This is a genomic window from Mycobacterium sp. NPDC050041 (assembly GCF_049541695.1).
Classification (GTDB): domain Bacteria; phylum Actinomycetota; class Actinomycetes; order Mycobacteriales; family Mycobacteriaceae; genus Mycobacterium.
Window position 1 is genome coordinate 546991 of record NZ_JBMVDG010000002.1, and the last position, 13265, is coordinate 560255.

Annotated in this window: 13 protein-coding genes; 7 read left to right on the forward strand and 6 right to left on the reverse strand. The window is 68.9% G+C overall.

Annotation, left to right across the window (positions count from 1 at the left end):
• Positions 1-19: 19 nt before the first annotated feature.
• Entirely contained in the window at positions 20-1228 is a 1209-nt protein-coding gene (locus ACPCHZ_RS07910) for a cytochrome P450 (protein WP_423484237.1), read from the reverse strand.
• Positions 1225-1836 (reverse strand): TetR family transcriptional regulator, encoded by a 612-nt coding sequence (locus ACPCHZ_RS07915; protein WP_423484238.1) that lies wholly within the window; start codon positions 1834-1836, stop codon positions 1225-1227. The genes ACPCHZ_RS07910 and ACPCHZ_RS07915 overlap by 4 nt, the downstream gene beginning before the upstream one ends.
• A gap of 185 nt (positions 1837-2021) precedes the next feature.
• Here ACPCHZ_RS07915 and ACPCHZ_RS07920 point away from each other — a divergent pair, with 185 nt between their 5' ends.
• From ACPCHZ_RS07920 to ACPCHZ_RS07940, 5 genes are read left to right on the forward strand one after another with little or no spacing between them, the layout of a single operon-like run.
• Positions 2022-3491 carry an aldehyde dehydrogenase gene (locus ACPCHZ_RS07920; protein WP_423484239.1) on the forward strand — a complete coding sequence of 490 codons (1470 nt, stop codon included), beginning with the start codon at positions 2022-2024 and terminating at the stop codon, positions 3489-3491.
• Positions 3492-3506: 15 nt separating this feature from the next.
• Positions 3507-4268, forward strand: coding sequence for an SDR family oxidoreductase (locus tag ACPCHZ_RS07925; protein ID WP_364975678.1), 762 nt, complete (start codon positions 3507-3509; stop codon positions 4266-4268).
• 28 nt (positions 4269-4296) lie between these two features.
• Complete coding sequence (locus ACPCHZ_RS07930) at positions 4297-5163, forward strand: NAD(P)-dependent oxidoreductase (RefSeq protein ID WP_423484240.1); 867 nt, start codon at positions 4297-4299, stop codon at positions 5161-5163.
• 2 nt (positions 5164-5165) lie between these two features.
• The gene (locus ACPCHZ_RS07935; RefSeq protein WP_423484241.1) at positions 5166-5600 is read left to right on the forward strand and encodes a carboxymuconolactone decarboxylase family protein; all 435 of its coding nucleotides are present in this window, start codon (positions 5166-5168) and stop codon (positions 5598-5600) included.
• Positions 5590-6816: a hypothetical protein gene (locus ACPCHZ_RS07940; protein WP_423484242.1), complete on the forward strand. Its 1227-nt coding sequence runs from the start codon at positions 5590-5592 to the stop codon at positions 6814-6816. The genes ACPCHZ_RS07935 and ACPCHZ_RS07940 overlap by 11 nt, the downstream gene beginning before the upstream one ends.
• Here the strand turns inward: ACPCHZ_RS07940 and ACPCHZ_RS07945 are convergent, their stop codons facing one another.
• The 3 genes from ACPCHZ_RS07945 to ACPCHZ_RS07955 form a co-directional block, all read right to left on the reverse strand.
• Positions 6817-8250, reverse strand: a complete 1434-nt coding sequence (locus ACPCHZ_RS07945; protein ID WP_423484243.1) for a DUF222 domain-containing protein — start codon at positions 8248-8250, stop codon at positions 6817-6819.
• Positions 8251-8382: 132 nt separating this feature from the next.
• Positions 8383-8979 carry a TetR/AcrR family transcriptional regulator gene (locus ACPCHZ_RS07950; RefSeq protein WP_423484244.1) on the reverse strand — a complete coding sequence of 199 codons (597 nt, stop codon included), beginning with the start codon at positions 8977-8979 and terminating at the stop codon, positions 8383-8385.
• Positions 8980-9006: 27 nt separating this feature from the next.
• Positions 9007-10233: a cytochrome P450 gene (locus ACPCHZ_RS07955; RefSeq protein WP_423484679.1), complete on the reverse strand. Its 1227-nt coding sequence runs from the start codon at positions 10231-10233 to the stop codon at positions 9007-9009.
• Positions 10234-10339: 106 nt separating this feature from the next.
• On the opposite strand from ACPCHZ_RS07955, the gene purD reads away from it, so the two are divergent.
• Positions 10340-11608, forward strand: coding sequence for a phosphoribosylamine--glycine ligase (gene purD / locus ACPCHZ_RS07960; RefSeq protein WP_423484245.1), 1269 nt, complete (start codon positions 10340-10342; stop codon positions 11606-11608).
• Here the strand turns inward: purD and ACPCHZ_RS07965 are convergent.
• A complete protein-coding gene (locus ACPCHZ_RS07965; protein WP_423484246.1) occupies positions 11605-12507 on the reverse strand; it encodes an alpha/beta hydrolase in 903 nt (300 codons plus the stop codon). The genes purD and ACPCHZ_RS07965 overlap by 4 nt on opposite strands.
• Before the next feature lie 96 nt (positions 12508-12603).
• Here ACPCHZ_RS07965 and ACPCHZ_RS07970 point away from each other — a divergent pair, with 96 nt between their 5' ends.
• Positions 12604-13215, forward strand: coding sequence for a TetR/AcrR family transcriptional regulator (locus ACPCHZ_RS07970; protein ID WP_364975662.1), 612 nt, complete (start codon positions 12604-12606; stop codon positions 13213-13215).
• Positions 13216-13265: the final 50 nt, after the last annotated feature.

Consider the following 13265-nt stretch of genomic DNA (forward strand, 5'->3'; position numbering starts at 1 on the left):
AGCCTCTCGGGCGGACGTGTCAGCGGGGCTGGAGGGTCATGGGCAGGTGGGCGAATCCGCGGACATTGCTCGAGTGGACGCGGACGGCGTTGGCCTCGTCGACCTCGTATCCGCGGATTCGTTTGAAGAGCTCGGCCAGCGCGACGCGCGCTTCCATGCGAGCCAGGTGGGCACCGAGGCAGAAGTGCGCGCCGGAGCCGAAACTCATCAGCTTCGAACCGATCTCGCGGCCGATCACGAAGTCGTCGGGGTTCTCGAAGACCCGCTCGTCGCGGTGCGCGGATCCGGGCAGCAGCAGCAGCACGTCGCCGTCGGGGATGGTGGTGTCGTACAACGTCAGATCACCGGCGACGGTGCGGGCCAGGATCTGGCTGGAGGTGTCGTAGCGCAGCGTCTCCTCGACCCACAGCGGGATCCGCGACTCGTCCTGGTAGACCGGCTGAAGCTGGTCGGGGTTCTTGTGCCCCCAGAAGGCCGCGTTGGCAAGCAGTTTGGTGGTCGTCTCGTTGCCGGCGATCACCATCAGGAACATGAAGCCGAGGATCTCGTCGTCGGTGAGCCGGTCACCGTCGATCTCCGCCTCCAGCAGTGCTGTCGTCAGATCGTCGGTGGGGTTCTTCCGGCGCTGGGCGACCATCTCCTGGTAGTAGACGATCAGGTTGATGGACGCCTCGATCGCCTCGGGGGGCACATCGGTCACGCCGTCGTCGCGGTGCATCACCCCGTCGGCCCACGCCCTCACCTGGTCGCGGTCGGGTTGTGGCACCCCCATCAGCTCGGAGATGACGTCCATCGGCAGCTTGCCCGCGAACTCGTTGACGTAGTCGACGGTCGCGTCGTCGCCGGCCTTCTCCATCATCGCGTCGAGGTGCTGGACCGCGATCTCGGTGACCCGTGGTTCCAGTTCGCGGATGCGTCGCGGGGTGAAGCCCTTGGACACCAGGGTGCGCAACCGAAGGTGCGCGGGGTCGTCCATCGCCAGGAAGGACATCGTCTTGGCGGCGTGCGGACCGCGGGACGCCGGATCCAGGGAGACGCCGAACTTGTTCGACAGCGTGGTGCTGTTGCGGAAGCCCTGCAGCACGTCGGAGTGGCGCGACAGCGCCCAGAAGCCGAGTGCCTCGTTGCGGTACAGCGGGGCCTCGTCGCGCAGGCGCTGGTAGTACGGGTACGGATCCTCGTGGAAGTCGTAGTCGTACGGGTCGAGTACGACGTCTGAAACGGTCACGTGTCTTCTCCGAGGATGAGGCCGACGACATAGGACAGCCGGTCGGCGATCTGGTGGTAGGTGAAGGCGCCGCTGCCCGCGTTGACCAGCGCGCCGAAGAACGTCATCTCCAGGGCAGCGACCGCGCGCGGGTCGGCGTCCGGGCCGACCGCGGAGCGGATACGGCGGTGGATCTCGGCGCCGATGCGGTCGCGCACCTGGCGGACGGTCGGGTCGGTACCGGTGAGCAGTGCGGTGGTGCACGCCGCGGCCACCTCGGGCTCGTCGGCCACCGTCAGGGCCATCGCCCGCAGCGCCTGCGCGACGCGCGCCTGCATGGGCTCGTTCACGTCGGTGAAGAACGGCACCTTCTTGATCAGATCGAGGTAGACCTCGGCGATCAGGTGGTTCTTCGACGAGAAGTAGGTGTAGGCGGTGGCGGGCGCGACCTTGGCCCGCGCCGCCACCGCGCGGACGGTCAGGTCCGCATACGACGACTCGCGCAGCATCTCGACCCCGGCAGTGAGCACCTTGCGAAAGGTCTCCTCCTGCCGGCGGTTGCGGGGCGCCTTGACCACGTCGGCCGGCGTGCTGCCGTCTGTGATCGCGACCACTGCATCACTGGACACATGTCCAAGTTATCCGACGTCCGCACCGGGAGGCAAGCCGAAGCAGCAAATTGGCGCTGCCCATGCGCTTTTCGGATGTCGCCGCGGAGTCGCAGGTGACCGGGCCTTGCGGCGCGGTCGGCCCGACGGCTATGGTTCGACTGAACAGCGCCGGACAGTTGTCCAGTGACGAGACGGGAGTGCGGATGACGCTGCTGGGCGATCGAGAGAGTCGGCTGCTGGTCGACGGCAAGTTGGTGGCCGGGAGCGGCGGCACGTTCGCCACGGTCAACCCCGCCACCGAGGAGACGCTCGGCGTCGCGGCGGACGCGACGGCCGAGGACATGGGCGCGGCCATCGAGGCCGCCCGCCGGGCCTTCGACGACACCGGCTGGTCGACCGACGTCGAGCTGCGCGTCCGGTGCATCCGGCAGCTGCAGCAGGCGATGCGCGACCACGTGGAAGAACTTCGTGACCTGACCATCGCCGAGGTGGGCGCGCCGCGGATGCTGACGGCGGCCGCGCAGCTCGAGGGTCCGGTGGAGGACCTCAGCTTCTGCGCCGACACCGCGCAGTCCTACGAGTGGACGTCCGATCTCGGTGTCGCGTCGCCGATGGGCATCAAGACCCACCGCACGATCGCCAGGGAGGCGATCGGCGTCGTCGGCGCCATCACACCGTGGAACTTCCCGCATCAGATCAACCTCGCCAAGGTCGGACCGGCCCTCGCGGCGGGAAACACGCTGGTGCTCAAGCCCGCGCCCGACACACCGTGGGCGGCGGCAGTGCTCGGCGAGCTGATCACCGAGCACACCGACTTCCCGCCGGGCGTGCTCAACATCGTCACGTCGAGCGACCATGCGGTGGGCGCGCTGCTGTCGAAGGACCCGCGCGTCGACATGGTGTCGTTCACCGGGTCGACGAACACCGGACGGGCCGTGATGTCCGACGGCGCGGCCACGCTGAAGAAGGTCTTCCTGGAACTGGGCGGCAAGTCCGCGTTTCTGGTGCTCGACGACGCCGACCTGGCGGGCGCGTGCTCGATGGCGGCGTTCACCGCGTCGATGCACGCCGGTCAGGGCTGCGCGATCACCACGCGCCTGGTGGTGCCACGCGCCCGGTACGACGAGGCCGTCGAGGCGGCCGCCGCCACCATGGGCGGGTTGAAGCCCGGCGATCCGAACAAGCCGGGCACCATCTGCGGACCGGTGATCTCGGCACGCCAGCGCGACCGGATCCAGGCCTACCTGGACTCCGCTGTCGCCGAGGGCGGCCGATTCGCCTGCGGTGGTGGCAGTCCCGCCGATCGTGACACCGGCTTCTTCATCGAGCCGACGGTGATCGCGGGCCTCGACAACGGTGCGAAGGTGGCGCGGGAGGAGATCTTCGGGCCGGTGCTGACGGTGATCGCCCACGACGGCGACGACGACGCCGTCCGCATCGCCAACGACTCGCCCTACGGCCTGTCCGGCACCGTGTTCTCGGCCGACGAGGATCGTGCCGCCGGCATCGCCGCCCGGCTGCGTGTCGGCACGGTCAACATCAACGGTGGGGTCTGGTACTCGGCGGACATGCCGTTCGGTGGTTACAAGCAGTCCGGCATCGGCCGGGAGATGGGACTCGCCGGCTTCGAGGAGTACCTCGAGATCAAGGCGATCGCCAAGGCAGCGAAGTAGAAAGCGGAGACCGGGATGGGACTCTACGGAGATCAGTTCAAGGACAAGGTGGCGATCGTCACCGGTGCCGGCGGCGGCATCGGCCAGGCGTACGCCGAGGCGCTGGCCCGTGAGGGCGCGGCCGTCGTCGTCGCCGACATCAACACCGAAGGCGCGGCGAAGGTGGCCGACGGCATCAAGGGCGAGGGCGGCAACGCGCTGGCCGTGCGTGTCGACGTCTCCGACCCGGACTCCGCGAAAGAGATGGCGGCGCAGACGCTGTCGGAGTTCGGCGGGATCGACTACCTGGTGAACAATGCGGCCATCTTCGGTGGGATGAAGCTGGACTTCCTGATCACCGTCGACTGGGACTACTACAAGAAGTTCATGAGCGTGAACATGGACGGCGCGCTGGTGTGCACCCGGGCGGTGTACCGCAAGATGGCCAAGCGCGGCGGCGGCGCGATCGTCAACCAGTCGTCGACCGCGGCGTGGCTCTACTCGAACTTCTACGGCCTGGCCAAGGTCGGCATCAACGGCCTCACCCAGCAGCTGGCCACCGAACTGGGCGGGCAGAACATCCGCGTCAACGCGATCGCGCCGGGACCCATCGACACCGAGGCCAATCGCACCACCACGCCGCAGGAGATGGTCGCCGACATCGTCAAGGGAATCCCGTTGTCCCGCATGGGCGAAGTGGACGACCTGACCGGCATGTGCCTGTTCCTGCTGTCGGATCAGGCCAAGTGGGTCACCGGGCAGATCTTCAATGTCGACGGCGGACAGATCATCCGCTGATGAGCGCTTGCGCGAAGAGGAAAAGACGATGACCGACGAGCAGCCCCGGTACGGCTACATCGGGCTGGGCAACATGGGCGCGCCGATGGCCAGCCGGCTGGTCGAGTGGCCCGGCGGGCTGACCGTGTTCGACGTGCGCACCGACGCGATGACCCCGCTGGTCGAGGCGGGTGCGTCGGTGGCCGACAGCGTGGCCGACGTGGCGAGCGCCGACATCATCAGCGTCACCGTGCTGAACGACGCGCAGGTGCGCCAGGTGGTCGCCGAACTGGCCGAGCACGCGAAGCCGGGGACCGTGATCGCGATCCACTCGACGATCAGCCCCGAGACCGCCGTCGAACTGTCCGAGCAGCTCCGGCCGCAGGACATCCACATCGTCGACGCCCCGGTCAGCGGTGGCGGGGCGGCCGCGGGCAAGGGTGAACTCGCGGTGATGGTGGGCGCCGACCGCGAGGTGTACGAACGCATCAAGCCTGCCTTCAAGCAGTTCGCCTCGATGGTGATCCACGCGGGAGCGCCAGGTGCCGGGACGCGAATGAAGCTGGCGCGCAACATGTTGACCTTCACCTCGTATGCGGCGGCGTGTGAGGCGATGCGGCTCGCCGAGCAGGCGGGCATCGACCTGCAGCAGCTGGGCCGGGTGGTGCGTCACACCGATGCGCTGACCAGTGGCGCCGGCGCGATCATGGTGCGCGACGACATGCGCCCGCTCGATCACGACCACTTCCTGTACGAGCCGTTCCTGCACGCCCGCGGTCTGGGAGAAAAGGATCTCAGCCTCGCGCTCGCGCTGGGGGAGTCGGTGTCGGTCGACCTTCCGCTGGCGCGGGTGGCGCTGGACCACCTCGCCGACGGGTTGGGTGTCCCGCACGTCGAATCCAGCACGGAGGAGTGAGCATGGACGAGCTGCGCCGCAAGGGCCTCGACAAGATGAACGAGGTCTACGGCTGGGAGATGCCGGACATGCCCGGCGACTACTTCGCGCTGACCGCCGACCACCTGTTCGGGACGATCTGGACGCGTCCCGGACTGTCGATGCGCGACAAGCGGATCATGACGCTGACCGTCGTCACCGCCCTTGGCATCTCGGATCTCGCCGAGATACAGGCCAATGCCGCGCTCGCCAACGAGGAGCTCACCGAGGAGGAGCTCAAGGAGATGGCGATCTTCTTGACCCACTACCTCGGCTTCCCGCTGGGATCGAAGCTCGACGGTGTGGTGACGAAGGTGGCCAAGCAGCGCAGGAAGACCGCAGAAAAAGGTGAAGACAAGAAGGCCAACGTCAATGCCGCGCTGAACATGCACTCGGGAAGCACGCTCGATGATGAGTAGGTACGCCGCGCTCTCGCGCGAGGAACTCGCGGTGCTGGTGCCCGAGCTGCTGTTGATCGGTCAGCTGATCGACCGGTCGGGCATGGCGCACTGCATCAGCGCGTGGGGACGCGAGGAGATGTTGCAGGTCGCCATCGAGGAGTGGGCGGCGTCGAGTCCGCTCTACACCAGGCGGATGCAGAAGGCGCTCAACTACGAGGGTGTGGACATCTTCACCCTCTTCAAGGGTCTGCAGCTCGACATCGGCGCGCCGCCGCAGTTCATGGACTTCCGGTACGTCGTGCACGACCGGTGGCACGGCGAGTTCTACCTGAACCACTGCGGGGCGCTGCTCGACGTCGAGCCGATGGGCGAGGACTACGTGCACGGGATGTGCCACGACATCGAGGACCCGACGTTCGACGCCACCGCGCTGGCCACCAACCGCAAGGCCCAGGTGCGGCCCATCCACCGGCCGCCGAGGGCGTCGGCCGATCAGCACCCGCACTGCCGGTGGACGGTGATCATCGACGAGTCCTACCCGGAGGTGCCGTTCATTCCCGCGATGGACGTCGTCGCCGCCACCCACGCACACCACACCGAGCTGGACCCGATCGACCGCGACGACGAGGGGATGGCGGACTATTCGGGTCCGTTGCTGGCCGACGTCGACTTCGGCGCGTTCTCGCACTCGGCGCTCGTGCGGATCGCCGACGAGGTGTGCCTGCAGATGCACCTGCTCGTCTTTTCGTTCAAGCTGGCGGTCGAGGCGCGGGCGAAGGATGATGCGGCGCTGGCAGAGTCGATCCGCACCAAACAGCTGATCGGCATCGCCGGAGTCGCAGCGGAGCGAATTCACAAGGCGCTCAAGCTGTCCAGTGACGTCAAGGGAGCGCTGCGGGTGCTCGAGTTGCATCCGCTGCTCAACCCCGCCGCCTACGTGTGGGCTGACGTCGACCCGGGGTTCGTGCATGTGCGACCGTCGCCCGCCCACGAGGACGGGTCATGGATCTCGCTGGTGTCACCGGTCGCGGACAAGCCGCTGCAGGCGATCGCCGCGGCGGTCGACCCTCATCTGCGGGCGGAAGTGACCGGCACGCAGTCGGACTGGACGGTGCGCTTCGTCGAGACCGACACTCCGTCGAAGGAGCTGGGCGAGGTCGCGGTCACCAAGTTCAGTGGGGGCGCGAGCTGGGTGTTCGAGGACCGCAAGTCGCTGCCGCTCACCGTGGTGTAGCTAGGCCGCTGTGTTGCCGGGTGGTTCCGGTCTTCCGGGTTCGTCCTCGGCGGCCGGGCGCGCGTCATCCTCCTCGAGTGGCAGGAGCAGTTTCTCGGGGTGGTGGTAGCCGTTGGTGCGCTTCTGCCCGGTATCGAGTCCGGCCGGAGGTATCCATTCGACTTCGTGCCGGTGGTTGAGCAGGGTGGTCCAGCCGCCGGGGCCGACCGCGCGATTGTCCGGCCCGCACGCCAGGCCGAGGTCGTCGATGTTGGTGTCGCCGCCGGCGGTCCAATCCTTCGCGGCGTGGTGGACCTGGGCGCCGTAGGCGGGCACCGTGCAGCCGGGTTTGGTGCAGCCACCGTCGCGGGCGATCAGCGCAAAGCGTTGGGCCACCGAGGCAGTCCGCCGGGTTCTGAACAGGTCGAGTGTGGATCCGGTGGCGTCGTCGAACACGGCGAGGTAGTTGGTGGCGTTGGCGTGCGCTGCCATCCGTAGGACGTCGGCAATCGGAAGTGCAGTGCCGCCACCGGTGATGCCGATGCCGGCCAGGGTGCGCAGCTCCTGCAGCGTGGTCCGCACGATGATCGCGGTGGGGAGGCCGTTGAGCTGGCCGAGTTCGCCCTTGTCGAAGGCAGCGCGACCGATGAACTCGAAGGCGTCGTGGCGGCGTTGCTCGATGCTGCGGTTGTCGCCGTCGATCTGCGCCTGCGTCGGTGTGCCGGACGTGCACGGGGCGACGTCTGCCGGGTTGCACATGCCGGGTGCTGCGTATCGCGCGAACAGGACCTCCCACACCGCCCAGGCTTCGGGGGTGAGGTTCGCCTTCATCTCGGTCATGGCGTCGTGTTGCTGCCTGCCCTTGGACAGCCCCCGGCGGCGGGCGCGCTCCTCGTCGTCCGGGGCGGGCCCATCCTGGTCGAGCAGGAACAGCGTCCGTGCGGTCTGGTCCTGGAGTTCCTTGGGGCCCGACCCGACGGCGTGCCGCACCCAGTCGACTTCGAGGCGTTCGCGGGTGGCGGTGTCGACCCAGCCGGGCATGCGCTTCATCGCGAGACGGATCACCGTGACGTGCTCCGGGGTGATGAGCCCGAGTCGCTGTGCGGTGGCGGTCGCGACGAGCAGCGGTGGCAGCGGTGCTCCGGTGAGGGCTCGCCGGGGCGCCAGCAGTGCCGTCTCGGTGAGCCGGCGGTTGGCCTCCTCGGTGGAGATGCGCCACCGGATCGCGATGACGTCACGCCATGACTTGGCACCGAGTTCCCGCGGTGTCGACTCGGCCTGCAGGCGGGCCAGCAGACGGTGGTTCTGGCTCGGGAGCTGGCAGCCGATCGTCTGCACCTCGTCGAGGACCTCGAGTAGTTCGGTGCGGGTGAGTGTTTCGACGTCGCAGTCGGCCAGGGCGTCGTACGCGGCACGGAGCGCGGTGAGCGCTTCACGGACTGACTCGAACGCCATTCGTCGAATATATGTTCGAATCTTAAGAGAACGGCGACGTGTTTGATGTGAGCTCCCGAAGAGCTGAAATGCCTGCCATGCAGGTGATTTCAGGCGTGTCGGCGACGCCCGCGGCGCCGTCCGAGGATCCCGCTAGCGCGGCCCCACCGCGCCACCCACCCAGCGGCGTAGGTAGGCCCTCAGGTCCTCGCCGGTGCGCGGCGGCCTGCCCGGGTCGACGACGAACGACTGGATGATCCGCAACAGGTGTTCGGCGAGTTCGTCGAGTTCGTGGTCGGTGAAGCCGAGACCGGTCCAGTCGACGTCGAACCGGCGCAGCATCGCGTTCGCGAACTGCTGGGCGACATCGGAGGTTACCGACTCGCTGTGGGCGTCGGCCCGGCCCGGCGTGACGAGCAGGCCGATGTGCTTGTCCTTGGGTAGCCACTCCAGCGCGGTGGCGATCGCCTCGGCGACCGCCTCGACCGGATCGGTGATGCCCTGCAGGTGCATGGCGAGCCGCTCGAGGAAGTCGGCCGCAGCGTGCACCGCCGCCTCGACGAGAAGTGCTTCGGTGCTGGGGAAGTACCGGTACACGGTCTGCCGCGTGACGCCGAGGGTGCGGGCCACATCGGCGATGCTGATGTCGGCGCCGCGCTCGTCGATAGCCCTGCCCGCCGCGGCGAGGATGCGCGCGACGGCCTCCTCGTCGGACGCGGGCGCCGCGCCCGACCAGCCGTGGGTGCGCATGGGCCGATGGTACGTCAGCCCGTGCGCTCAGCCGCGATAGCTGACCTGTAGGTCTTTCACCCCGTTGATCCAGCCCGACCGCAGCCGCTGTGGCTCGGCCAGCTTCGCGATGTCCGGTATCTGGTCGGCGATCTCGTTGAAGATCAGCTTGATCTCCATGCGCGCGAGGTTCGCGCCGATGCAGAAGTGCGCGCCGTTGCCGCCGAAGCCGAGGTGCGGGTTCGGGTCGCGCAGGATGTCGAAGCGGAACGGGTCTCCGAAGACGTCCTCGTCGTAGTTGGCCGAGCTGTAGAACAGGCCGGCGCGCTGCCCCTCGCGGATCGTCACCCCGCCGATCTCGACATCGGTGAGCGCGGTGCGCTGAAAGCAGTGCACCGGGGTGGCCCAGCGGACGATCTCGTCGACCGCGGTGTTCGGCCGTTCGCGCTTGAACAGCTCCCACTGGTCGGGATGCTCGAAGAAGGCGTTCATGCCGTGCGTCATGGCATTCCGGGTGGTCTCGTTGCCCGCCACGGCCAGCAGGATCACGAAGAACGCGAACTCGACGTCGCCGAGCGACTCGCCGTCGATGTCGGCCTCGATCAGCCGCGTGACGATGTCGTCGGCCGGGCAGCGCCTGCGCTCCTCGGCCATCGTGTAGGCGTAGCCCATCAACTCGGCGTTGGCGGTGGTCGGATCCGAGTCGAAGTCCGGATCGTCGGTGTTCATGATCGAGTTCGTCCAGTGGAACAGCCGCTCACGGTCGGCCTCCGGGACGCCGATCAGGTCGGCGATGGCCTGCAGCGGCAGGATCATCGCGATGTCGTCGACGAAGTTGCCACTGTCCTTCTGCGCTGCGGCGCTGACGATCTCGCGGGCGGCGACAGCAAGCCGCTCCTCGAGTGCGGCGACCGACCGCGGCGTGAACAGCCGCGAGACGATCTTGCGCAACCGGGTGTGCTCCGGGGCGTCGTGGTTGATCAGCAGCGCCTTGGTCAGGTCGAGCTGTTCGCTGGTGACACCCTCGGGCAGCCGCATCACCGCGCCCTTGCGGTTGGTCGACCAGAGATCGCCGTTGCGCGAGATCGACTTGATGTCCTCGTGCCGGCTGATCACCCAGTAGCCGCCGTCGTCGAATATCGACTCCGCCTGCTCGTTCCACCACACCGGCGCCGTGCGGCGCAACTCGGCGAATTCGGTGACCGGGATGCCCTTGAGCAGGACGTCGGGATCGGTGAAGTCGTACCCCGGTCCGAACGGACAGCGGCTCTCCATGGTGGTCACGGCGAATACCTCCTTGTGTGACGCGGGCCACGTTCACCACGACCATACACTCTGCTGTCAAGTGTATGCCCGGACGGGCGCGTTAGGGTTGTCGACTGTGCACGTCCTGGTGATCGGATCCGGCGCCCGTGAACACGCCCTGCTGCTCGCGCTGCGCCGCGACCCGGAGGTCGAGACGCTGGCCGTCGCCCCCGGCAACGCCGGTACCGCGGTCATCGCCGACCAGTACGACGTCGACGTGACGTCGGGCGAGGCGGTGACCAAACTGGCTCAGCGCATCGGCGCCGATCTGGTGGTGGTGGGTCCCGAGGTGCCACTGGTGCTCGGTGTGGCCGACGCGGTGCGCGCGGCAGGCATCGACTGCTTCGGGCCGACCAAGGACGCCGCCCGCATCGAGGGCTCGAAGTCGTTCGCCAAGGACGTGATGACCGCCGCAGGCGTGCGCACCGCCACCAGCGAGATCGTCGACACCCCCGCTCGCCTCGACGAGGCGCTCGACCGGTTCGGCCCCGCCGCGGGCGACCCGGCGTGGGTGGTCAAGGACGACGGACTGGCCGCGGGCAAGGGTGTGGTGGTGACGGCCGACCGCGACGCGGCGCGTGCGCACGCCGCCGCCCTGCTCGACGCCGGGCACCCGGTGCTGCTCGAGTCCTTCCTCGACGGTCCCGAGGTGTCGCTGTTCTGCGTCGTCGACGGTGAGACCGTCGTACCCCTGCTGCCCGCACAGGACTTCAAACGCGTCGGGGACAACGACACCGGGCCCAACACCGGCGGCATGGGCGCCTACGCCCCGCTGCCATGGCTGCCCGACGATGTCGGTAGGCGGATCGTCGACGACATCGTCAAACCCGTTGCCGCAGAACTCGTCCGGCGGGGCAGCTCGTTCTCCGGACTGCTGTACGCCGGGTTGGCCATCACCTCACGCGGGCCCGCGGTGGTCGAGTTCAACTGCCGCTTCGGCGACCCCGAGACGCAGTCGGTGCTGGCGCTGCTCGAGAGCCCGCTCGGTCAGCTCCTGCGGGCCGCCGCCACCGGCCGGCTCGCCGGCTTCGGCGAACTGCGCTGGCGGGACGGCGCGGCGGTGACGGTGGTGCTGGCGGCCGAGAACTACCCCGGCCGGCCGCGCGTCGGCGACGCGATCACCGGGTCGGAGGCCGACGGCGTGCTGCATGCCGGTACGGCGCGCCGCGACGACGGGGCCGTCGTCTCGTCGGGCGGTCGGGTGCTGTCGGTGGTGGGCACCGGTGCGGACCTGTCGATTGCCCGCGCCGCGGCCTACGACCTGATCGGGTCGGTTCGTCTGCCGGGCAGTCACTTCCGCACCGACATCGGACTCGCGGCCGCCGAGGGCCGCATCGCGCTCTAGGCGACGAGCAGCGGTGCCATCCAGGCGATCTCGGCAGGCAGCTGAGAGCTCCAGAAGGCGCCGTCGTGTCCGCCCGGCGAGAAGCCGCCCGCGGGCGGGGTGGGCAGCTGCGCGATGAACTGCTCGGTCGCCGCGTAGAACGGGTCGCTGTCGCCGCAGTCGATGCGGATCGGGATGTCGGCGAGCGCAGGCAGGCCCCAGACGCTGTTGGCGGCGTAATCGTCGGCGCCGTCGAATGCGCCGGGCGCCGCCGCCCCGGCCGACGTCCACAGCGCAGGGCTCACCGCGCAGATCGCCGCCGTGCGCGCCGGTCCGAGGCGGGCGCCCAGCAGCAGCGCGCCGTAACCGCCCATCGACCACCCGAGGAAGCCGACGCGCGAGGTGTCGAGGCCCATCGTTCCCAGCATCGGGATCAGCTCGTCGAGCACCATGGCGCCCGAGTCCTCACCGGAAGCCCTTTTGTGCCAATAACTCCCGCCACCGTCGACGGCCACGACGGCGAACGGCGGCAGCCCGGCGTCGACGGCCTGAGCCAGCCCCTGTTCCACACCGCCCGCCATCACCTGGGCGGCGTCGGCCCCCTTGCCGTGCAGCGCGATCACCGGTCGAAGCGGCCCGGACTGCCCCGGCGGACGCGCGATCGCCCAGTTGGTCGCAGCTCCGCCGCGCGCGGCCGAGACGAACGAACCGGTGACGTAGGTCGGGGCGGCGGCGGGCGGCGGCTGCAGCGGGGGTGGGGCCAGCGGAGCGCCCGCGCTCGTCATCGCCACCGACGGTCCACCGGCCGGCGTGGTGTCGAGCGTCGTGCCGAGCGCGTAGGCGCCCGCCGCTCCGGCGGCCGCGCCCAACCCGAGGCGCAGGAGCGCGCGGCGGCTGACGTCAGGCATGCGGGCCATCATGCCATCGCTGCCGGACCCGCCGACCGGCGGCCGATTCCCTGAACAAAGCCTGATGATTGGCCGAAACCGCGATGTCGCTTCGCTGTGACTGGCAGCATGCAAGGCGTGACGGCAGCGGTCACTCCCAAGGGAGAGAGACGACGGTATGCGCTGGTCAGCGCCGCCGCGGACCTGCTGTGCGAAGGCGGCTTCGACGCGGTGCGACACCGGGCGGTGGCGCGCCGGGCGGGTCTGCCGCTGGCGTCGACGACGTACTATTTCTCCTCCCTCGACGACCTCATCACCAAGGCCGTCGAACACGTGGGCACCCGGGAAGCCGACGAACTGCAGCAGCGGGTCGCGGTCCTGTCGCGGCGGCGCCGGGGCGCGGAGTCGACCGCCGAGGTGCTGGTGGATCTGCTCGTCGGCGAGTCGGCGAGCACCTTCGGCTCCGACGAACTGATCTCGCGTTACGAGCGCTACATCGCCTGCGCCCGCCAACCCGCACTGCGCGACGTGCAACGCCGAATCCTGCAGCAGCGCACCGACGCCGTCGTCGAGGTGGTCGAGCGCTCCGGCCGGACGGTGCGGTCGGAATTCCTGACCGCACTGGTGTGCGCCGTGGATGGAGCGGTGGTCGCGGCGCTGGTGGGCGACGGCGACGGGCCCCGCGCGACCGCACGGGCCACCCTGGTCGACGTGATCGACGTGCTGGCCCCCATCGACTGACCGAATAATCCGGATGACACTGCGTGGCGGTCGCCGCTGACTCATGATGG